This window comes from Marinobacter alexandrii (assembly GCF_005871205.1).
GTDB classification, from domain to species: Bacteria; Pseudomonadota; Gammaproteobacteria; order Pseudomonadales; family Oleiphilaceae; genus Marinobacter; species Marinobacter alexandrii.
The window spans coordinates 736,389-757,781 of the sequence record NZ_SWKM01000012.1 but is presented as its reverse complement, the minus strand read 5'-3'; the positions used below and the strand labels follow the sequence as shown (position 1 = coordinate 757,781).

General features: G+C 59.5%; 21 protein-coding genes. 11 read left to right on the top strand and 10 right to left on the bottom strand.

The genetic code is table 11. From position 1 onward, the window contains the following. Positions 1-5: 5 nt before the first annotated feature. Entirely contained in the window at positions 6-1,145 is a 1,140-nt protein-coding gene (locus FCS96_RS10440; protein ID WP_138440278.1) for a uroporphyrinogen-III C-methyltransferase, read from the top strand. Further along, positions 1,142-2,383: a heme biosynthesis HemY N-terminal domain-containing protein gene (locus tag FCS96_RS10435; RefSeq protein WP_138440277.1), complete on the top strand. Its 1,242-nt coding sequence runs from the start codon at positions 1,142-1,144 to the stop codon at positions 2,381-2,383. The genes FCS96_RS10440 and FCS96_RS10435 overlap by 4 nt, the downstream gene beginning before the upstream one ends. A gap of 75 nt (positions 2,384-2,458) precedes the next feature. Here the strand turns inward: FCS96_RS10435 and FCS96_RS10430 are convergent, their stop codons facing one another. From FCS96_RS10430 to rho, 3 genes are all read right to left on the bottom strand, one after another. Next, complete coding sequence (locus FCS96_RS10430) at positions 2,459-3,451, bottom strand: 2Fe-2S iron-sulfur cluster-binding protein (protein ID WP_138440276.1); 993 nt, start codon at positions 3,449-3,451, stop codon at positions 2,459-2,461. Positions 3,452-3,461: 10 nt separating this feature from the next. Then, complete coding sequence (gene ubiD / locus FCS96_RS10425; protein WP_138440275.1) at positions 3,462-4,952, bottom strand: 4-hydroxy-3-polyprenylbenzoate decarboxylase; 1,491 nt, start codon at positions 4,950-4,952, stop codon at positions 3,462-3,464. 261 nt (positions 4,953-5,213) lie between these two features. Continuing rightward, positions 5,214-6,476: a transcription termination factor Rho gene (rho, locus tag FCS96_RS10420; RefSeq protein ID WP_138440274.1), complete on the bottom strand. Its 1,263-nt coding sequence runs from the start codon at positions 6,474-6,476 to the stop codon at positions 5,214-5,216. A gap of 373 nt (positions 6,477-6,849) precedes the next feature. Here rho and moaB point away from each other — a divergent pair, with 373 nt between their 5' ends. Genes moaB through FCS96_RS10400 form a run of 4 tightly spaced genes read left to right on the top strand, consistent with a single transcriptional unit; the run spans position 6,850 to position 9,380 of the window. Then, on the top strand, positions 6,850-7,422 hold the full coding sequence (gene moaB, locus FCS96_RS10415; protein ID WP_138440273.1) for a molybdenum cofactor biosynthesis protein B: 573 nt from the start codon (positions 6,850-6,852) through the stop codon (positions 7,420-7,422). Between the two features lie 32 nt (positions 7,423-7,454). Then, a complete protein-coding gene (locus FCS96_RS10410) occupies positions 7,455-8,669 on the top strand; it encodes a molybdopterin molybdotransferase MoeA (RefSeq protein ID WP_138440272.1) in 1,215 nt (404 codons plus the stop codon). Positions 8,670-8,671: 2 nt separating this feature from the next. Further along, positions 8,672-8,932 (top strand): molybdopterin converting factor subunit 1, encoded by a 261-nt coding sequence (gene moaD, locus FCS96_RS10405; protein WP_138440271.1) that lies wholly within the window; start codon positions 8,672-8,674, stop codon positions 8,930-8,932. Position 8,933: 1 nt separating this feature from the next. Next, complete coding sequence (locus tag FCS96_RS10400; RefSeq protein ID WP_138440270.1) at positions 8,934-9,380, top strand: molybdenum cofactor biosynthesis protein MoaE; 447 nt, start codon at positions 8,934-8,936, stop codon at positions 9,378-9,380. Between the two features lie 53 nt (positions 9,381-9,433). Here the strand turns inward: FCS96_RS10400 and trxA are convergent, their stop codons facing one another. Then, positions 9,434-9,760 (bottom strand): thioredoxin TrxA, encoded by a 327-nt coding sequence (trxA, locus tag FCS96_RS10395; RefSeq protein WP_041340817.1) that lies wholly within the window; start codon positions 9,758-9,760, stop codon positions 9,434-9,436. 249 nt (positions 9,761-10,009) lie between these two features. Here trxA and ppx point away from each other — a divergent pair, with 249 nt between their 5' ends. Next, positions 10,010-11,548, top strand: a complete 1,539-nt coding sequence (gene ppx / locus FCS96_RS10390; RefSeq protein ID WP_266094456.1) for an exopolyphosphatase — start codon at positions 10,010-10,012, stop codon at positions 11,546-11,548. Here the strand turns inward: ppx and FCS96_RS10385 are convergent. After that, positions 11,545-13,497, bottom strand: coding sequence for an ATP-binding cassette domain-containing protein (locus FCS96_RS10385; RefSeq protein ID WP_138440269.1), 1,953 nt, complete (start codon positions 13,495-13,497; stop codon positions 11,545-11,547). The genes ppx and FCS96_RS10385 overlap by 4 nt on opposite strands. Positions 13,498-13,543: 46 nt before the next feature. Here FCS96_RS10385 and FCS96_RS10380 point away from each other — a divergent pair, with 46 nt between their 5' ends. From FCS96_RS10380 to FCS96_RS10370, 3 genes are all read left to right on the top strand, one after another. Further along, positions 13,544-14,101: a TIGR02444 family protein gene (locus FCS96_RS10380; RefSeq protein ID WP_138440268.1), complete on the top strand. Its 558-nt coding sequence runs from the start codon at positions 13,544-13,546 to the stop codon at positions 14,099-14,101. Further along, a complete protein-coding gene (locus FCS96_RS10375; RefSeq protein ID WP_138440267.1) occupies positions 14,098-14,481 on the top strand; it encodes a DUF4124 domain-containing protein in 384 nt (127 codons plus the stop codon). The genes FCS96_RS10380 and FCS96_RS10375 overlap by 4 nt, the downstream gene beginning before the upstream one ends. A gap of 122 nt (positions 14,482-14,603) precedes the next feature. Next, complete coding sequence (locus FCS96_RS10370; RefSeq protein WP_138440266.1) at positions 14,604-15,335, top strand: FKBP-type peptidyl-prolyl cis-trans isomerase; 732 nt, start codon at positions 14,604-14,606, stop codon at positions 15,333-15,335. Positions 15,336-15,404: 69 nt separating this feature from the next. Here FCS96_RS10370 and rsd read toward each other — a convergent pair whose 3' ends face one another. Together rsd and FCS96_RS10360 are read right to left on the bottom strand one after the other, a co-directional pair. Further along, complete coding sequence (rsd, locus tag FCS96_RS10365; RefSeq protein ID WP_138440265.1) at positions 15,405-15,884, bottom strand: sigma D regulator; 480 nt, start codon at positions 15,882-15,884, stop codon at positions 15,405-15,407. Between the two features lie 102 nt (positions 15,885-15,986). Further along, positions 15,987-16,493, bottom strand: a complete 507-nt coding sequence (locus FCS96_RS10360) for a disulfide bond formation protein B (protein WP_228264070.1) — start codon at positions 16,491-16,493, stop codon at positions 15,987-15,989. 123 nt (positions 16,494-16,616) lie between these two features. Here FCS96_RS10360 and FCS96_RS10355 point away from each other — a divergent pair, with 123 nt between their 5' ends. Beyond that, on the top strand, positions 16,617-17,057 hold the full coding sequence (locus tag FCS96_RS10355) for a flagellar basal body-associated FliL family protein (RefSeq protein ID WP_138440263.1): 441 nt from the start codon (positions 16,617-16,619) through the stop codon (positions 17,055-17,057). A gap of 18 nt (positions 17,058-17,075) precedes the next feature. Here FCS96_RS10355 and rmf read toward each other — a convergent pair whose 3' ends face one another. The 3 genes from rmf to FCS96_RS10340 form a co-directional block, all read right to left on the bottom strand. Further along, entirely contained in the window at positions 17,076-17,294 is a 219-nt protein-coding gene (gene rmf / locus FCS96_RS10350; RefSeq protein WP_138440262.1) for a ribosome modulation factor, read from the bottom strand. A 115-nt stretch (positions 17,295-17,409) separates the two neighbouring features. Then, on the bottom strand, positions 17,410-18,969 hold the full coding sequence (gene gshA, locus FCS96_RS10345; RefSeq protein ID WP_138440261.1) for a glutamate--cysteine ligase: 1,560 nt from the start codon (positions 18,967-18,969) through the stop codon (positions 17,410-17,412). A 75-nt stretch (positions 18,970-19,044) separates the two neighbouring features. Then, positions 19,045-21,381 (bottom strand): Tex family protein, encoded by a 2,337-nt coding sequence (locus FCS96_RS10340; protein WP_138440260.1) that lies wholly within the window; start codon positions 21,379-21,381, stop codon positions 19,045-19,047. Between the last annotated feature and the right edge of the window lie 12 nt (positions 21,382-21,393).

Below are 21,393 nucleotides of genomic sequence, written 5' to 3'. Positions count from 1 at the left end.
CGCCCGTGACTGAGACAACAAATCAACTGCCCGCCACTCTCGCCAAGGATTCAGCACCGCGCCAGAGGCTCTGGCCGGTCTGGCTCATTGCCATCGTCGCCGTGATACTGGCCATTGCCCTGGCCTTGTGGAGCTGGCAGCAGTGGAATAACCACCAGGCCGTTCTGGCCGCACTCGACAATCTTCAGCAGGACACGGCTCAGCTTGAAGATCGCTACGGCGACCGCGGCAGCCAACAGAACCAGCGCCTGCAATCGTTGGAGCAGACCCTGACCGCGCAACGGGAACTGATCGCCCGACAGCAACGCCAGATCGATCACAATGCCCGGGAATTGCTGGAAGCCGGCAACCGCACCCGTACCGACTGGCTGCTGGCCGAAGCGGAATACCTGCTGCGAATCGCCAACCAGCGCCTGATGATTGAAAAGGACATCCGCGGCGCCCGCTCGGCATTGGAAGCCGCCGACGAAGTGCTGACCGAATCCGACGACATTGGCGTATATCCGGTGCGCCAACAACTGGCCCGGGAAATCCTCGCGCTCAAGAGCATCAGTGGCGTCGACCGCACCGGACTTTACCTGAAACTGGAAGCGGCCATCGACAGCATTCACCAACTCACCGACCAGGCCCTGATCAGTGAACAGGCGCCAGGTTTTGTCCGCAAGGATGGTGAAGTCTCCGCCGATGCAGCGCTCGAACCCGGCGCCCTGAGCCAGGCCTGGAACACCGCCAAGACTACGCTTAAGCAAGTAGTAGTAGTCCGGCGCATGGACGAACCGGTAAAGCCGCTGCTGTCACCGGACCAGAGTGCCTACGCCCGCCTGAACCTGCAACTGATGCTGGAAGAGGCGGAAATGGCGGTACTCCGGGGCAACCAGCCGCTGTACGAACGGGCACTGACCAAGGCCCGCAGCACCATCGACAGCTGGTACGACGCCAGCAACCCGAGGGTGACCGCACTGTCAGACACCCTGAGCGAACTGGCAGAGCGCAATGTCGATCCGGAGCTGCCGGACATCAGCCAGTCCCTGGACCTGCTCAAGCAGCGTCTGGCCGGCCGGCTGAATGGCAGCGAACAGAAAGAGAGCGGGACCCAAAGTGAAACCCAAGGCAACACCGAGGGCAACGGAGGCGATAATTCATGATTCGCCTGCTGCTGATTGTCCTGCTGGCCCTGCTGATCGGGACCGGACTGTCGATGGGTCTGCAATACGACCTCGGCTACATCCGCATCAGCCTCGGGCACTACCTGATCGAAACCAACTTCTGGGTCGGCGTTGCCCTGCTGGTGGCCCTGGTTGCACTGATCCTGGTCAGCGTAAGCCTGTTCCGCCGCTTCCGTCAGAGCACCGGCGTGGTGGCCGGATGGCTGGCCCGGGGCAACGAACGCCGCGCTCGCCATCGCACCACCCAGGGTTTGCTGGCCCTGGCCGAGGGCAACTGGCCCCGGGCGCGCAAGCTGCTGACCTCTTCCGCCAGTAATGCGGACACCCCACTGATCAACTACTTGGCAGCGGCCCAAGCCTCGTTCGAATCCGGAGATCATGAGGCGGTCGACGAGCTTCTGCGCCGGGCCTTCGAAAGCACGCCCGGATCCGACATGGCCGTGGGCATTACCCAGGCCCAGTTGCAACTGGCCGGCAATCGCCTGGAACAGGCCCTGGCCACCTTGATTCGCTTGCGAAAACAGTCGCCGCACCACCCGTTCGTACTCAAGCTACTGAAGAACACCTATCTGCGACTGGAGGACTGGCGCGAGCTGTCCAAATTGCTGCCCGAGCTACGTAAGCGCAATGTGCTCCCCGACGATGAGTTGCACGAACTCCAGCGCCTGGTCTGGCACAACCTGCTGGAAGATGCCGCCGAAGACTGTCGTCGGCAGCGCAAAGAAGACCCGAACGCCTCACTGGAACCGCTGACTCGCCTGTGGGACGAACTGCCCGGTTTCCTACGCCGGGATGATCACACCATCCGGGATTACGCCCGACTGCTGGCTGACCTGGGCGACGAGGCCCAGACCGAAACCCTGCTGCGCAAAGTGCTACGCAATCACTGGAGCGATGAACTGGTGAACCTGTACGGGCGCATTGCGGGGCAGAAACCGGATGAGCAGCTCCTACTAGCAGAGCAATGGTTGAAAGACCGGCCCAACAACGCCGAACTGCTGCTGGCACTGGGCCGCCTCAGCTTGCGCAATGAGCTCTGGGGCAAGGCAAGAGAGTATTTCGAAACCAGCCTGCGCCTTCGCCGAAGCCGGGAGACCCTGGCAGAGCTGAGCCGACTGAACGCCCACATGGGCGAGGAAGAAGTCAGCATCAAGCTGATGATGCAGGGCCTCGCCAACGACAACGGCCTGCCTGAACTGCCGATGCCACGGGCCTGATGACGTAATAAAAACGGGCCTGATGGCCCGTTTTTTGATCACTTTTTATTCGACTTATTCGACCAACCTTTCTGGTTAACCCCGGGGCGCGTATTCCAGAACATCGGAGAAAAAGGCGTCTTTCGGCAGGCCAGCCTCGGTAAGTGCATCCATCAGCGTGTACACCATGGTCGGTGAGCCACTGGCGTGCACTTCCACGTTATCCCAATCCATGCCGGTGGCTAACACGGTCCGCACCAGCTGATCGTGATGTCCGCCCCAATCATTGTCCTCGTCATCACCCACCACCGGGCGGAAGGTAAACGCAGGCCACTCCTGGTCCCAGCGGTGAGCCAGTGAGCGCAGATACATGTCCTCATGACGGCGCACGCCCCAGAACAGGGTCACCGGCTGGTTGTAGGAGGTACTCCGGAGGTAATCCACCAGGCTCTTCATCTGGGCAAAACCGGTACCGGCGGCAACCAGCAACAATGGCTTCGTCGGCGCTTGCGCCAGACAGGCCTTGCCATGAGGCAATTCGAGAGTCACCTCGCCGCCGGCAGTCAGCGCGTCGATCACTTTCTGGGCCGACACCCACTCCGGTGAAGCCTGGATATGCAGTTCAATGCTCTGCTCCGAGGGGCTGCTGGCAATGGAAAAGTAGCAGGGCTCGGCATCGGGCAGAATCACCGACAGATACTGGCCAGCATGGAACGACAACTCCCGCCGGCGCGGGAGCTGAAGCTCGACGCGGTAGACGTCATGACTGATGGACTGAACGTCCGCGACCTTTGCCTGAAATTTGCGAGGCTGATTAGCTCCAGCTGCCATAACGGCGTCTATCTCCAGTTCGAGATCAGTCAACGCCCGGCTTCTACACAGCATCAGGGGCTCACTGATCGGAATCTTCTGTTGGTTTCGGGTATTCACCGCGGTGCCAGCCAAAAGCCGGCCACTGCAGAGTTCACACACCCCGTTGCGACAGGCCGCGGGAACCGCGATCCCTGCCCTGGTGGCAGCGCCCAGCAAATCGTCTTCGGGCTCGGCGTCAAAGCCAAGCCCTGAGGGTTGCAAGACCACCCGTTTCAAACTTCTGGCCCTATTGGTCGGGGCGATCAGGGCCGGTTTCAATGCCCAGACTGTCCCAGAGTGAATCAACTCGCTGCTTGACCTCATCGGTCATCACAATCGGCGTGCCCCACTCCCGGTCGGTTTCCCCTGGCCACTTGTTGGTGGCATCCAAACCCATTTTTGAGCCCAGGCCGGAAACCGGCGAGGCGAAATCCAGGTAATCGATGGGCGTACTATCCACCAGCGTGGTGTCCCGGGTCGGGTCCATACGGGTGGTCATCGCCCAGATCACATCTTTCCAGTCCCGCGCGTTGACATCGTCGTCGGTGACAATCACGAACTTGGTGTACATGAACTGACGCAAAAACGACCATACGCCCATCATCACCCGTTTGGCATGGCCGGGATACTGTTTCTTCATGGTCACCACTGCAAGGCGGTAGGAACAGCCCTCCGGTGGCAGGTAGAAATCGACGATCTCCGGAAACTGCTTTTGCAGAATCGGGATAAAGACCTCGTTCAGCGCCACCCCAAGAATCGCAGGCTCATCGGGCGGCCGCCCGGTGTAGGTGCTGTGGTAGATCGGGTCCTTGCGATGAGTAATGCGCTCAACGGTGAAGACCGGGAACTGGTCCACCTCGTTGTAATACCCGGTGTGATCCCCGAACGGCCCTTCCGGTGCCATGTCGTCCGGATAAATAAAGCCTTCCAGCACGATCTCGGCGCTGGCCGGCACCTGCAGATCACTTAAACCCGCTTTCACCAGCTCAGTTCGGCTGCCGCGAAGCAGGCCCGCGAACGCGTATTCCGACAGCGAATCCGGCACCGGAGTCACCGCCCCGAGAATGGTGGCCGGGTCCGCGCCCAGAGCCACCGCGACCGGATACGGCTGGCCCGGATTGGCCTTCTGGAATTCCTGAAAATCCAACGCACCACCGCGGTGGCTGAGCCAGCGCATGATCAGCCGGTTACGACCGATCACCTGCTGGCGATAGATGCCGAGATTCTGGCGCTCCTTGTGCGGCCCGCGGGTAATCACCAGCGGCCAGGTCACCAGCGGCCCGGCATCGCCGGGCCAGCAATGCTGCACCGGAATCTGGTACAGATCTACCTGATCCTTCTCGATCACCACATCCTGGCACGGCGCCGAACGCAGCACCTTCGGACTCATGCGCATGACCTGACGGAACAGCGGCAACTTCTCAATGGCGTCCCGGAAACCCTTGGGGGGATCCGGCTCTTTCAGGAACGCCAGCAACTTGCCGATATCCCGCAGCGCGGTGACATCGTCCTGCCCCATCCCCATGGCCACCCGCTTGGGCGTGCCAAACAGGTTCGCCAGCACCGGCATGTCGTGCCCCTTGGGGTTCTCGAACAGCAACGCCGGACCGCCCGCCCGCAAGGTGCGGTCGCAGATTTCCGTCATTTCCAGGTGGGGATCAACTTCAACAGAGATGCGCTTCAGTTCGCCCAGCTTTTCCAGCTGGTCCATGAAGTCTCGCAGGTCGTTGTATTTCATCGCGTGCTCCGAAGGTTTCGGGCTTTTACGGGCTGCGGCGCGTATCGGATGTTTAGGCCTGTACGCCAAGTCAGGATGGAGGAGCGGGTGCGCGCAGGAATCAGGAAAGCAGTGCCGGGATACCTTGCTCCGGACTGTGTCTTGCCAGGGATGGCAAGACCAAGCCTAAAGGGACGTATCCACGGCGTGTCCGGGGCAAGGTCTCCCGGCGCGGCTAAACCAACAGGCTCAACGCGCCGGGGCTAAATCCCGGGCTCTGCCTTAACGACGCTTCATCGACTGGAAGAACTCGTCGTTGGTCTTGGTGTCCCGGAGCTTGTCCAGCAGGAACTCGATGGCCGCCGTATCGTCGTCCATCGAATGCAGCAGCTTACGCAGGATCCACACTCGCTGGATGTCCGCCTCAGTCATCAGCAGGTCTTCACGGCGCGTGCCGGAGCTACGGATATTGATGGCCGGGTAAGTCCGCTTCTCGGCAATCTTGCGGTCCAGATGGATTTCCATGTTGCCGGTGCCCTTGAACTCCTCGTAGATCACCTCGTCCATCTTGGAACCGGTATTGACCAACGCCGTCGCCAGGATGGTCAGGCTGCCGCCCTCTTCCACATTCCGGGCTGCACCGAAGAACCGCTTCGGCTTCTCCAGGGCGTGGGCATCAACACCACCGGTCAGAACTTTACCGGAGGACGGGATCACGGTGTTGTAGGCACGCGCCAGACGGGTAATGGAATCCAGCAGGATCACCACATCTTTCTTGTGCTCAACCAGACGTTTGGCCTTCTCGATCACCATCTCGGCAACCTGAACGTGACGCGCAGGTGGCTCGTCGAACGTGGAAGCAATAACCTCGCCGCGCACGGTGCGCTGCATTTCGGTCACTTCTTCCGGGCGCTCGTCGATCAGCAGCACCATCACATGGCACTCCGGGTTATTACGGGTAATCGACTGGGCGATGCTCTGCATCAGCAGCGTCTTACCGGCCTTGGGCGGGGACACAATCAGGCCACGCTGACCCTTACCGATAGGAGCAACCAAGTCCAGCACACGCGAGGACAGATCCTCGGTACTGCCATTACCTGCTTCCAGAGTAAGCCGCTCCTCAGGGAACAGCGGCGTCAGGTTCTCGAACAGGATCTTGTTACGGGCGTTGTCCGGTTTGTCGAAGTTAATTTCATTAACCTTCAACAGGGCAAAATAACGCTCGCCGTCTTTCGGCGGGCGAATCTTGCCGGCAATGGTGTCACCGGTACGCAGGTTGAAACGACGGATCTGGCTCGGAGAGACGTAAATATCGTCCGGTCCCGCCAGGTAGGAAGCGTCAGCGGAACGGAGGAAACCAAAACCGTCCTGCAGAATTTCCAGTACGCCGTCGCCGTAGATGTCTTCGCCGCCCTTGGCGTGTCTCTTCAGGATGGTGAAGATGACATCCTGCTTGCGCGAACGAGCCAGGTTATCGAGGCCCATCTCTTGCGCAATTTCGAGCAATTCGGGCATGGACTTCTGCTTGAGTTCAGTAAGATTCATAGTTTGTTGGATTATCAGGAATGGAAGTAATCGAATGTGGGATGACAGGGTGTACCTGCACGGATTGATCAAAAATTAACGTCGTTGAACTTGTTGCTGGCCAGATGGAGCAACCGGGTGTAGATGGAATCCGGGTTAAAAAGGGTCTGAAGCCAGAGAGTGGGAACAACCGTCCCCTAGGCAACGAAGATCATCGACCACCTCACTGGCGAATGTCAAGTAAACTGTCCAAATTAACGCCAACTTAACCCGGATCCTGATCCCTGTAACCAACGCCGCCTGGTAGGCCTGGCCGGGGACCTCTTCCAATCCCTGGTCGTGATCCGGATACTTGGGTTATCAGTATTTATCCCAAAATTACGGAGCTAACGCCATGGGCATCGACCTCGCCGGCGAATTCAAACCCCTCAACATCGCCCTGTTAACCGTTTCTGACAGCCGCGGACCTGAACAGGACACCTCCGGCCAGTTCCTGGCTGACAACCTGCTCGAAGCCGGACACCAACTGGCGGCACGCCGCATCCTGCCGGACGACGTGTATCTGATACGCGCCCTGATTGCACACTGGATCGCGGACCCGTCAGTGCATGTAATCCTGATTACCGGAGGCACCGGTTTTTCTGAACGCGACAGCACACCGGAAGCGATTGGACCTCTTCTGGACAAAACCATTGAAGGCTTTGGCGAAGAATTCCGACGCCTGTCAGCCGCCGAAATCGCAAGTTCCACCATCCAATCCCGGGCCTTTGGCGGTTTATCGAACCACACGGTTGTCTTTTGTCTGCCGGGGTCCACAGGCGCCTGTCGGACTGGCTGGAATGGCATTCTTTGCAGCCAGCTGGATAGCCGGCACACACCGTGCAACTTTGCCGCGCTGGTGCTGCGTAAGCCGGACAAACCCCTGCATCGGGTAAACGAGCAGATCACTACTCGCGCGACCACCTGAGCGCATTCAGCGAACCACAAGGAGAACCGCTCATGGCCGGCCCTGACCTGATACCCTTGGAAGATGCCCTGGCCCATTTGCTATCCCGGGCTCCCGCCATCACCCGCACCGAAACTGTAGGGCTGACCGACGCCCTGGATCGCATCCTGGCAGAAGACCAGTGGGTCCCGGCAGATGTGCCGCCGGCCGATAACAGCTCCGTGGACGGCTATGCCCTGCGCCAGAATGACCTTCATTCGGGTAACCCCCTGCCGATCTCGATCCGCATTCCCGCCGGCACCGCACCCACGCCATTGGCAACAGGCACCGCCGCCCGGATCTTTACCGGTTCGGAGATACCAGCCGGAGCCGATTCAGTGGTCATGCAGGAACAGGTAGAGGTTTCGGACACCGGCATCCTGGTACAAACCAACGTCAAGCCGGGCCAGAACATCCGGCGTCAGGGTCAGGACCTGGGCAAGGGTGATCTGGCTCTGCCAAAGGGCACCCGACTGCGCCCCCAGGAGTTGGGGCTACTGGCCTCCATGGGCGTGGCTCAAGTGCCCGTCAAGGATAAACTCAAGGTCGCCATTCTCACCACCGGTGACGAACTGGTAGAACCCGGCTTACCACTGGGCCCTGGACAGATATACAACACCAACCGATTCACCCTGCTGGGCCTGCTCACGCACGCGGCCTGCGACGTGGTCCTGTGTGAGGGCCTGGCGGATAATCGAGCCGCAACCGAGACCACACTGAAAAAAGCCGCTGCCGAGGCAGACCTGATCATTACCACCGGCGGGGTTTCCGTAGGCGAGGAAGATCACGTGCGCGCCGCACTCACGGCCACCGGTCAGTTGTCACTCTGGCGCCTGGCCATCAAACCGGGCAAACCACTGGCGTTTGGACAGATCGAAGGCACCCCCCTGCTCGGCCTGCCCGGCAATCCGGCAGCCGTTCTGGTCACCTTCGCGATGATTGTGATGCCCTTTATTCGGCAATGCCAAGGCCAACCGAGAATCCATCCGATAGGCGAGCACCTGCCAGCAGGTTTCGAAGTTCCCTCTCCCTCAATTCGCCGGGGTTTTTTCCGGGCGCGCAAGGAACAGGAGGCCGGAGAGCTTCGTTTGGCTGCGTATCCGAATCAGAGTTCCGGCATGCTCAGTTCTGCTTGCTGGGCCGACGGCCTGGCGGTAATTCCGGAGAACAGTGAGGTCCGGATTGGCGACGTGTTAACCTATTATTCTTTCACGGAGCTTTTGGCCTGATCATGACTGCAGACACCATCACCATCCGGTTTTTTGCCCGCCTGCGGGAGGAACTGAACACCGAGCAGCTTACGCTGCCGGCCCAACCCGGCCTGACCACCGGGGCCATCCTCGCCAGCCTGGCCGAACGTGGTGGCGCCTGGACCCAGTTGCAGGGGGAGCAGCCGGTAATGATCGCAGTGAACCAGACCATGGCCAAGCTGTCTACCGAAGTACGTGCCGGCGATGAGGTAGCCTTTTTCCCGCCGGTGACCGGAGGCTGAGATGATTTCAATTCAGACCGAAGATTTCGATCCGGCGGCGGAATACCAACGACTCAGAGACAGCGGCGCTGGCACTGGAGCCATTGCGACCTTTGCTGGTTTGGTACGTGACAGTGGCGACCTGAGCGATGTCGAGGGCCTATACCTCGAGCATTACCCGGGCATGACCGAACAGGTCATCGAGGGCTTGATTGCCGAGGCCTCTTCGCGCTGGGATGTTCGCCGAGCGCGGATTATCCATCGGGTGGGACGTCTGGCGCTGCAGGAGCAGATCGTCTTTGTGGGAGTCTGCAGCGCGCACCGAAGCGACGCTTTTGCGGCCTGCCAGTTTCTGATGGACGCCCTCAAGACTTCGGCACCCTTCTGGAAGAAGGAAATCACCGCATCCGGAGAGCATTGGGTAGAGCAGAAGAACTCTGATGTGGCTCGCAGCGACGCCTGGAAATAAAAAACCGCCCGTGAGCTAGCGCTCAGGGGCGGTTTTTAGCAACCTGTCGACAATCAGAGATTGCTGTCCAGGAAGGCTACCAACTGCGACTTGGACAGGGCGCCTACCTTGGTGGCGTCGACATTACCGTTCTTGAACAGCATCAGAGTCGGGATACCGCGAATGTTGAATTTAGGCGGAGTCTGCTCGTTTTCGTCGATGTTCAGCTTGCAGATCTTCAGCTTGCCTTCGTATTCATCTGCAATGTCTTCCAGCACCGGCGCAATCATCTTGCAGGGACCGCACCATTCTGCCCAATAATCTACCAGTACCGGAACGTCGGATTGCAGCACGTCCTGCTCAAAGGAAGCGTCGGTTACGTTTACGATATTTCCGCTCATTACCATTTCCTGATTCGTGCGCCCTACATCATGTCAGCCTGCTTTAGAACCGCAGCAGGGCGCTGTTCACTTCGTTGAAGGATTGCCTCGTTGCCCAGACAACCTTTCACCCTTATCGAGATGAGCCATACTTTACGCGATTGGTCCGCAATATGTGAAGCGGTAGATCGGCCTGTCCGTTACTGACACGCCTGAGGGATTTCGCTTATAGTAGCCCGGAAGCTCACCTTTAAAAGGATTTCGACCACCGTGACGGCCGCATCCACCGCCGAAAATGCTGTTCCTCCTTCGGAGGTTCTCGCAGCCATCGACATGGGCTCCAACAGTTTCCACATGGTGGTTGCCCGGCTGGTACACGGAGAAATCCGCACCCTCGAAAAAATGGGCGAAAAGGTCCAACTGGGCGCGGGTCTCGACGAAGCCAACAACCTGACCCCCGAGGCGCAGGAACGAGGCCTGTCGTGTTTGCGTCGGTTCGCCCAGCGGCTAAACGGCATGCCGCCAAGTGCGGTTCAGATCGTCGGCACCAACGCCCTCAGGGTGGCCCGTAACGCCCATATCTTCATGGACCAGGCTGAGGAAGTGCTGGGCTACCCGGTGGAAATCATCGCCGGCCGTGAAGAGGCCCGCCTGATCTATCTGGGAGTCTCCCATACCCTGTCCGACGATTGTGGCCGGCGGCTGGTAATCGACATCGGGGGTGGCAGCACCGAGTTCATCATCGGACAGCGCTTCGAGCCCGAAGTGCTCGAAAGCCTGCACATGGGCTGTGTATCCTTCCGCAATCGCTATTTCCCGGACGGCAAAATTACTCGGCGGCAAATGGACAAAGCCGTCACCCACGCCGAGCAGGAACTGCTCAACATTCGCCGGCATTTCCGGTCCGTGGGCTGGCAGAGCGCGGTGGGGTCGTCCGGCTCCATCAAGGCCATCTCCAGTGTCCTCGCTAATCTGAAGATTTCCGACGGCACGATCACAAAAGCCGGAATGCAGGAGCTGCGCAGGCGCCTGGTGGATATGGGCAAGACTGAAAAACTGGATGATCTGGGCGTGCGTGCAGACCGTCAGAGCATCTTTCCGGCCGGCTTCGCGATTCTGATGGCCGCGTTCCAGTCACTCGGCATTGAGGAAATGGAATTTGCCGATGGTGCCTTGCGGGAGGGGTTGTTGTACGACATCGCCGGACGGATTCAGCATGAAGACGTGCGCGAGCGCACCATCTCGGCACTGCAGGAGCGCTATCACGTTGACCAGGCCCACGGCACGGCCGTCGAGGAGACCGCCATTGCTGCCTGGGCGCAGGTAGCGAGCACCTGGGGTGTGCACACCCCGAGCGACGAGGAAGTCTTGCGCTGGGCCTGCCGCCTGCATGAAATTGGGCTGACCATCTCTCACAGCCAGTACCACAAGCACGGTGCCTATCTACTGCGCTATTCCGACCTGCCCGGTTTCAGCCAGCAGTTCCAGCGTGATCTGGCCACCCTGGTGCGGGGTCACCGGCGCAAATTCTCGCCGGCCATTTTCGAAGACGTGGAAGATCCGGACGACAAAACCCGACTGCGCTACCTGTCCGTGCTGGTTCGTCTGGCCGTGCTGATTCAGCACCCGCGCAACCTGGAGCCACCACCCCGCCTGACACTTAGTGCAGAAGCCAACAAACTGACCGTTGAATTTGACGAGGGCTGGCTCGACGATCGGCCGCTCACCCTGGCCGATCTCGAAAATGAACGGGACTATCTAGCCAAGCAGAATTTCGAGCTAAGGATTCCGGTTGCTGAACGGGCCTAGCCCACCAGCTCAGCTTCCAGCGACTCGACGGTTTCACTGACCTCAAGCCACTCCGCCTCGATGTCTTCCATCCGGCTCTTGGCTTCCGCCTGCTTGCCCAGCAGCTCCTTCAACCGGGCCTGACCATCAGCGTCGTACAGGGCCGGGTTGGCCAGGTCGGCCTCCAGCGTCTGCAGGGTTTGCTGCAGGCCATCCATCTCCTTCTCCAGGCCGGTCTGGCGCTTGCGGTACGGACTGAGTTTCTGGCGCAGTGCCGCTTCCGCCCGCTTGCGAGCTTTGCGATCGTCAGCGCTCTCACCTACACCTTCCCCTGCACTCGCTTCCGCCGGAACGCCATTGGATGTGGCTTGGTTATTCCGCGGAGCTTCAGTGTCGTCTTTGCGACGATCTGCCAGCCAGCGTTCATAATCCTCCAGGTCGCCCTCGTACTCTTGTACGCGTCCGTCATTCACCAGCCAGAACTCATCCACCGTGTTGCGCAGGAGGTGCCGGTCGTGGGACACCACTACGATGGCACCTTCAAAGTTCTGCAGGGCCATGGTCAGGGCCTGGCGCATTTCCAGGTCCAGATGGTTGGTTGGCTCGTCCAGCAGCAACAGGTTCGGACGCTGCCAGGCAATGATCGCCAGGGCGACCCGGGCCTTCTCGCCACCGGAGAACGACCGAATCGCGCTCAGTGCCTCGTCCCCGTGGAAATCGAACCCGCCCAGGAAATTGCGAATGCTCTGTTCTGAGGCCTTGGGTGACAGGCGCTGGAGGTGCAGGAAGGGACTGGCGTCCAGATCGAGGGATTCCAACTGATGCTGGGCAAAATAACCAATGGCCAGGTGCTCGCCGCAGGTCCGGTCACCGGCCAACAGAGTCTTTTCACCGCGCAAGCCATCCATCAGTGTCGACTTACCCGCACCATTGGGGCCCAGAAGGCCAATGCGGCTGCCGGGCAAAAGCGTAAGATTGATACCGGTGAGTATCGGGGCGGTGCCATGGCCGGCCTGGCCGTTACGGATGGACAGCAGCGGATTGGACACTTTCTCGGACAGTGGGAATTCAAAGCTGAACGGCGAGTCTATGTGCGCCGGGGCAATTCGTTCCATGCGCTCCAGTGCCTTGACCCGGCTCTGGGCCTGCCGGGCCTTGGTGGCCTTGGCTTTGAATCGATCGATGAAGCGCTGTATTTCGGCAATCCGGGCCTGCTGACGCTCGAAGCCCGCTTGCTGCTGGGCCAGCCGTTCGCTGCGCTGGCCTTCGAAGGCGGTGTAGTTGCCGGTATAGAGCTCGAGCTTCTGCTGATCAAAATGCACCAGGTGGGTGGCCACCCGGTCCATGAAATCCCGGTCGTGGGAAATGAACAGCAGGGTGCCGGGATAGCGGCGAAGCCAGTTTTCAAGCCACAGACAGGCGTCGAGATCCAGGTGGTTGGTGGGCTCATCCAGCAGCAACAGGTCCGAGGGCCGCATCAAGGCCTGGGCCAGGTTGAGCCGTATGCGCCAGCCACCGGAAAACGCCGAGACCGGCCGACCGATGTCGTAATCGGAAAAGCCGAGTCCGCGCAGCAGGGTCTCGGCACGGCGCGACGCCGACCAGGCTTCATGGATATCGAGCTCGCCGTGAATGCGGGCCTGGGCGTGATCATCGCCGCGCGCTTCGGCATCAGCCAGCTCGGCCTCCATGCGCCGGAGATCGAGATCACCGTCCAGGACAAAATCCCGGGCGCTGCGATCGGAGGCTTTTACCTCCTGGGCCATGTGGGCAATCCGACAGCCGCCTGGCAGCGCCACGCTGCCCTGCTCCGGTGTCAACTGGCCCAGCAACAGCTGGAAAAGACTGGATTTACCGGCGCCGTTGGCGCCGACAATGGCGACACGCTGACCCGGCTGCACGGTGAGACTGACCGCCTGTAGCAACCAGACGCCGCCCCGTTGTAAACTGAGATCGGTTATCGTTAACATGTGTCCATTTTATCAACGTATCGTTGGCAAAGAAGGTCCAGTTACCATGACGGTTTGTTCACAGAGTCCATCGGAACGAACAACGGACGGCCTGGACCTGCCGGTGCAACTGCAATCCGATAACCCTCTGTGGCAGTTCGCGCTTGCCTTCTGGCAGAAGGCGGGCGTTCAGGACAATTGTCTGGCGCTGCAGCAGCAAGGCTGGAGTGTAACCAGAGTCCTGTGTGCCGCCTGGCTGGCGCTGGACGGTCAATCGTACACCGGAAGTGAAGACGCTACGGTAACAGAGTGGCGCAACCGTGTAACGGGCGCCTTGCGCTCCGTTCGACAACTGCTTCCGAAAGCAAGTGCGCAGTGTAGCACTCTGCGTGAAGGCGTCGCTGGTCTTGAACTCGAAGCCGAGCGTATTGAACTCGCACTAGCCTGGCATACACTGACAACCAACAGACTGGACACTGGCGATATGCACGGACGCGATGTACTTATCCAGAACAATCTCGAGGCTGCCGCTCCGTCGCCGGACGCGGTCCCGAACGCGAAGAGCCAACTGAATGCACTCGCCGGTACGCTGGCCCACATCTCCACGGGAGACCACAAGCCATGATTATGAAATGGCTCATCCGGATCTCATTCCCGGCACTGGGGTTTTTGTTGCTGCTAATTTTCTTTGGCCTCAATGACCCTGAACAGGTGACAGAGTCCGTCGCCGAGGAAACACCTGAAGAGATCCCGGACTTCGAAGGGCTGGTACCTTCCCCGGTGCCCACCGACGGACCCGATATTGTGTTCAAGTGGCAGGATACTGAGGGCAACTGGCATTACGCTGACCAACCCCCGACCCAGGGTCGCTGGAACACCCTGGCCATCGAGCGCGCCGACACCGACGTGCCCCGCAACCGGGTCTCGGATCCGGAAAACGACTGGCAGTCTCCTTACCGGGCACCTTTCTCCATGGGCCCGACCGCTGGCAGCAATGGCAGCTAGAACATCCGTCCGCTTTCTTAACACATGTTCAGTGGCAACTGCCGCCAGAACCCGTTACCGTCTGCATTTCGATATACACTCTTCGGGGCCCTGCCCCGGCACATACGTTAAAGGATGAGGCAATGAAGAAGACACTGCTCGCACTGGCAATGGCTGGCGTTGTGGCCGGCTGCTCAACTCCGCCAGAGACCCCGGAAGACCCAAAACTGGAATCCACTGACCAGAAAGTCAGCTACGGCATGGGCCTGGTACTCGGTGAGCGCATGAGCAACGATCTGCCGGACCTGCAGATGGATCAGTTCCTGCAGGGTATCCAGCATGGCCACGCGGGCGACGAAGAAGCCCAGCGCATGAGCCGGGAAGAAATCCAGCAGGCCTTGATGGCCTACCAGCAAGAAATGCAGCAGAAGCAGTCGCAGCAAGCGGAAGAGCTGGCCAAGAAAAACCTGGAAGCGGGCGAAGCCTTCCTGGCAGAAAACGCTGATCGTGATGAAGTGAAGAGCACGGATTCCGGGCTTCAGTTTGAGGTCCTGGAAGCAGGTTCCGGCGAGAAGCCAGCTGCGACCGACACCGTGAAAGTTCATTACACCGGTGAATTGCTGTCAGGTGAAGTCTTCGACAGCTCCCGTGAACGGGGTGATCCAGTAACATTCGGCCTGAACCAGGTGATCCCGGGCTGGACCGAAGGCCTGCAACTGATGAGCGAAGGTGCTCGTTACAAACTCTATATCCCGGCCGATCTGGCGTACGGACCCGGCGGCAATCGCGCCATCGGCCCGAACGAAACCCTGATCTTCGACGTCGAACTGCTGAAAATCAATCCGCAGGCCGATCAGGACACCGACTCAGAATAACGAGCGGCCATCAAAAAAGCCTCAGCCCGGTAACCCGGTGCTGAGGCTTTTTTTTACCAATTCCGTCGGTCAGACCGATGCTAACTTGCCCGCATGCGCGGTGTGCAGATGCTCGATCAAAAAATCTTCCATTTCAAAACGGCTTTCCAGACTCTCTCCCAGTTTCGACAATTCGCCGTATAGGGCTTTGAGCTCTTCTTCGGACAATTTCTTGCCATCAAGGCGATCGTTGAAGTTCAGGGCCACCTCAGTGGTTTCCTGGATACGAGGATACAACTTGGCCGCCAGTTCCTGGCCACCATCGTTAAATTCCTTGGCCTCACGAACCAACTGCTCGTAAATTTCAAAGTGCCCGGTTGAAACATAATCCACCAGCACTTCACACAGGCGTACAAATTTTTCTCTCAGGGCTTCGGTCTGGGAGAAGTCGTTCTCCCCTGACAGCTCACAGTAATGAACCAGCAGTTCCTGACGTTCTTTCAGCCAACGATCAATGAGTTCATTGACTCCGCCCCAACGCTCCCTGGCATTTCGGCAATTTTCCAGCATGACGCCTGTTCTCCGTTTGATATTCCGGATCTTTTGTCTCGGTCTTGATGTCTTGTCAGGTAATTTCAACTTACCCCATGGCTACGGTCTGTCGCAACCGTTTCAGCCGGCAATACCGTTTTGTGGCTTTGAACGGCGTAACAGCAACGCAAGGCCAGTCACCACCAGCAGGCTGAAGAATACTGCCGTCCAGCCGGGAATACTCAACCCCAGGAAACGCCAAACCACTTCGGCGCAATCGCCGGTGCCTTTCAATGCCGTTGCCAACACTTCAAAGAAGGGCAGCACTTCCAGCATGTAATCGACGGAGGGGCCACAGGCAGGGACCTGGTCCGCCGGAAGGCTCTGCAGCCAAAGCTGACGACCGGCAACCGCCAGTCCCGCGCCCGCTGTTACGGCAAGCAGCAGCCCGTAGATACGCACGCCTAGACCAGAAGGACCATGCAACAATGCCACCAAACCAACCAGGCCAGCGCCCATGAAGCCAAAGCGCTGGAGCCAGCACAGCGGGCAGGGCTCTAGCCCCATCACGTATTGCATGTAAAAGGCGACACCCAGTAACCCGGCGCACACCAGAAAAATCAGTCCGAACACCTGCCTGCTTGTCAAAACAACACCTCGGATAATCGAATTGAACCTGCATCCACCCACTGGGCCTGCTATTCTCGGTCCCATCGGTGGCATTGTTGTTGATCGGCCACTTAACCCTAAACTAAGACCAACTTCAAGCTTATGACACTTCACCCAAAATCTGCCCTGACCCTGTTGCTGCTCCTGTGCTCACTGGTTGCCACACCACTGGCCGCCGAGGAGCCCGAAGAAGACGAAGCCGTCGAGGAAAAGGGCATCACTGCCTATATCGCCATGGACCCACCGTTCGTGACCCACATCGGCAAACCGGGCACCAAGGTGACCTATCTTAAGGCGTCGGTCAGCCTCCGGGTTGCCAGCGCTGGTGCCCAGTCGGCGCTGGACACGCACATGCCGAGACTGCGCCACGAGCTGGTCATGCTGTTTGGTGAACAGACGGACAGCGAGCGGCTGACCGCTCTGGAAGGCCAGCAGGCTTTGCGAGAGGAAGCGACAACCCGGATCAACCAGGTTCTTGAGGAACAGCAAACCGGCGAAAGCATCACCGGCGTGCTGTTTACCGAATTCGTGGTGCAGAGGTAAAGCGGCGTTTGACCTGGCTCAGGCGATACGGGAAAACAGGTCGTCCTCCTGCACTGCCCGCTTTTTCCGGGCCGCCTGATTGGCGTCATCCCAACCTGCTTCCCAGGCTGCAATGACCACCTCACCGCGGTACGGGCAGCGGGCCATATCCATTCCCATCGAGGCCGCCATGTAACCCTGGCGATAGGCTTTATTGAGCGCCTCCACTTCCCAGCCGAGCTTGATATCCCTTGCCATGACGCCATCCACTGTTATCCCTGTGATTACAGAAACTAACAGTCGATCTGAGTCCTGACAAACAGTTTGTCTGGATTCTGTGCGTCAGGTCCGCCCCGGCTGCAACACCCTGCCCTCAAGCCTTAAGATACTCGTCCAAAAACGCGCCGAACGACGGCTGATCCACAGCTTCCATGCGCGCCTGGTCCGCCAGGGATTGCTCGGTCATGTCCTGGAACGATGCCTGCACTTCCGCTGACAGACCTTCCTCGCGCAGAGTCTGCTGGTGTTGGCGGGATTGCTCCATCACCCACTCCCGATGGCCCAGCCCCGATTCCCGCATGGCCTCCACCACCTGGGCCGAAGGCACCGACCAGACACCCAGTTCCGGCAGTTTTCCACGCTGCTCTGCCAGTGCGCTGCGATAGGTGTCGGTTCCGGTCCAGCTGTCCAGCAATTCCGCCAGCGGCTCCAGTTGGTCAAACAAGACTGTTGCCGCGTCACCCACCGGCTTGCGTGCGCCACCCTCGCACAGATTAAGCTCACGGTTACGGCCCTGGGCAACCACATCTTTGTAGTTGTCATCCAGCCGCTCGCATTCATCGTCGCCGATACGCGGGCTATCGGTCAGCAGGCAATCCAACAGGAACAGGTCCAGGAAGTCGATCTGGGCGGCATTGACGCCTTCCGGGGAGAACGGATCGAGATCCAGGCAGCGAACTTCGATATATTCCACACCGCGGGATTCCAGGGCCTGGATCGGCTTCTCTCCGCTCTCAGCCGTCCGCTTGGGCCGCACCGCACTGTAGTACTCATTCTCGATCTGCAAGATGCTGGTGTTGATTTGAATGAACTGGTCCTCACGCCGCACACCGATGCGTTCGTACGGTGGCCACGGCGTATGGATGGCCCGGTCCAGAGTCTGGGTGTAAGTGCTCAGCTCGTTGAAGCAGATGTTCAGGGAAGACTGGGCGTTGTTGTGGTAGCCCAGATCGCCCATCCGCAGGGAGGTCGCATTCTGGCCGAACCAGGTATGGTCATCGAACCGGCTGAGCGTGTGACTGGTATTGGCGACGAAACTGGCGTCCAGGGCCGGGGATGAGCCAAACAACAACATCAGCAGCCAGCTTCGACGACGGAAATTACGGATCAGCCAAAAATATTGATCGGATTTGAAGTCCTTGAGACTTTGCTGGTTGCCAAGCGCTTGCTGCCAGAGCTGCCAGAAACTGTCGGGCAGCGACAGGTTGTAATGGGCGCCGGCGATACTCTGCATCATCCGGCCATAGCGCACCGCCAAGCCTTGACGATAGACATGCTTCAGACGACCAATGTTGGAACTGCCGTATTCCGCAATGGGAATGCTGGCATCACCATCCAGTTCACAGGGCATACTGGCGGCCCAGAACACTTCGTCACCCAGATTCTGTTGCACGAACCGATGGATGTTGCGCAGCGACTCGAGCATTTCGCCGGTACTTGAGCATACCGGGGTGATCAGCTCCAGCAGTGCTTCTGAATAGTCCGTGGTAATGCTCGGATGGGTCAGGGCGGACCCCAGTGCTTTCGGGTGCGGTGTCTGGGCAATAAAGCCGTTGCGATCGACGCGCAGACCTTCCTTTTCGACGCCTTTGCGAAAGCCCTGCCATTCATTGGCGGCAAATTGGCGAAAAACAGAATGGCGGGACTCAGCCATGGTGAACTCCTGCTGCGACCGGCGCAGTCTCGTGAACCGCGCCAATCGATGAAAAGACAAAAAACCGGTTAACGGCTATCCTTTGCGAGCCGAGGCCAGGGCCTGGGCCAGTGCGCCCGCCATGGCGCCCTGCTGTTGTTTCTGACCGCTGCCGCTCTGGCGTGAATTCCGGCCGCCGCCCTTCTGTTCGGCACGGGCACGCCCGCCGCCGGCTGGCTTACCGTCATTCTTCTCACCTGGCTGATCGTCCATGCGCATAGACAGGGCAATTCGCTTGCGGGGGATATCCACGTCCATCACCTTGACCTTGACGATATCCCCGGCCTTCACCACTTCCCGCGGGTCCTTCACGAAAGTATGGGACAGCGCAGAAATGTGTACCAGCCCGTCCTGATGAACGCCAATGTCCACGAACGCACCGAAGTTGGTAACGTTGGTCACCGAGCCTTCCAGCACCATGCCCGGCTTCAGGTCACTCAGGGTTTCCACGCCTTCCTCGAAACTGGCGAAGCGGAATTCCGGGCGCGGATCCCGACCCGGCTTTTCAAGCTCGGAGATGATGTCTTTGATAGTCGGTAACCCGAACTGTTCTGTTACGTAATCCTTCGGATTCAGACCCCGCAGGAACGACGAATCACCCACAATGTCTTCGACCTTGCGTTGATTCTTGGCGGCAATCGCCTCAACCACGCCATAGGCTTCCGGGTGCACCGACGAGCGGTCCAGGGGATTGTCGCCACTGGCAATACGCAGGAAACCAGCCGCCTGCTCAAACGTACGGTCGCCCAGACGGGATACCTTCAGGAGCTGCTTACGGTTGTTGAACAGACCATTCTGGCTGCGGAAATCAACAATGTTCTGGGCAATGCTCTGGTTCAGGCCTGACACCCGCGCCAGCAGGGGCACCGAGGCGGTGTTCAGGTCGACACCCACGCCGTTTACGCAGTCTTCCACCACGGCATCCAGGCTGCGGGACAGCTGCACCTGGGACACGTCGTGCTGGTACTGGCCTACGCCGATGGACTTGGGCTCGATCTTCACCAGCTCGGCCAGCGGATCCTGCAGGCGACGGGCGATGGACACGGCACCGCGAATGGTAACGTCCAGATCCGGCAGCTCGCGGGAAGCGAATTCCGAAGCGGAATAGATAGAGGCCCCGGACTCGCTGACCACGATGCGCGCCAGCTTCAGTTCCGGGTAGCGCTTGCACAGGTCCGCCACCAGCTTCTCGGTTTCCCGGGATGCTGTGCCGTTGCCGATAGCCACCAGCTCAATCTTGTAGTCACGACACCAGCGAGCCAGCTGCTCAATGGACGGGTCCCACTGGTTCTTGGGGGCATGGGGGTAAATCGCGCCATGGCCCACCACCTGGCTAGTGCCATCGATCACCGCCACTTTCACCCCGGTCCGAAGCCCGGGGTCCAGCCCCAGGGTTGGACGCGAACCGGCCGGCGCCAACAACAGCAGGTCTTTCAGGTTGGCAGCAAAGACGTTGATCGCCTCGGATTCCGCTGCCTCACGCACCTGGGCCATCAGGTCGGTTTCGATCTGGGTGGACAACTTTACCCGCCAGGTCCAGCGCACCACCTCCGACAACCATTTGTCGGCCGCCCGCCCGCAATCCCGGAGGTTCCAGTGGGCGGCAATGCGCTGCTCGGCCGGATGCGGCTGCTTGCGGTCATCCTCGGCATCTCCAACCGCAATGGTGAACGCCAGGATACCTTCATTACGGCCGCGCAGAATGGCGAGAGCCCGGTGCGACGGCACCTTCTTGAGCGGCTCGACGTGGTCAAAGTAGTCCCGGAACTTGGCGCCCTCGGTTTCCTTGCCCTCGATCACCGACACCTTCAGCTGGCCTTCCTGCCAAATGAAGTCACGCAGACTGCCCAGCAGCTCGGCATCCTCGGCAAAGCGTTCCATGAGGATGTAGCGGGCGCCGTCCAGCGCGCCCTTGGCGTCTTCAATACCGGCTTCTTTATTGAGATAGCCCTGGGCAGCGGCCTCCGGCTCCAGCGTGGGGTCGTCCAGCAAGGCGTCGGCCAGTGGCTCCAAACCTGCCTCACGGGCAATCTGGGCCTTGGTGCGACGTTTGGGCTTGTACGGCAGGTACAAATCTTCCAGGCGATTCTTGGTGTCGGCGCCGTCGATACTGGCGCGCAGCTCGTCGGTCAGTTTGCCCTGCTCGTCAATACTATTGAGGATGGTGCTCCGCCGATCTTCAAGCTCGCGCAGATAGCGCAGCCGCTCTTCCAGGTTACGCAGCTGGCTGTCGTCCAGCGAGCCGGTAACCTCTTTACGGTATCGGGCAATAAACGGAACGGTTGCACCCTCGTCGAGCAATTCGACGGTGGCATTGACCTGTTGCTCACGAACGCCGAGTTCGTCGGCGATGCGCCTGGAAATACTGTTCATGCAACCTCTGCT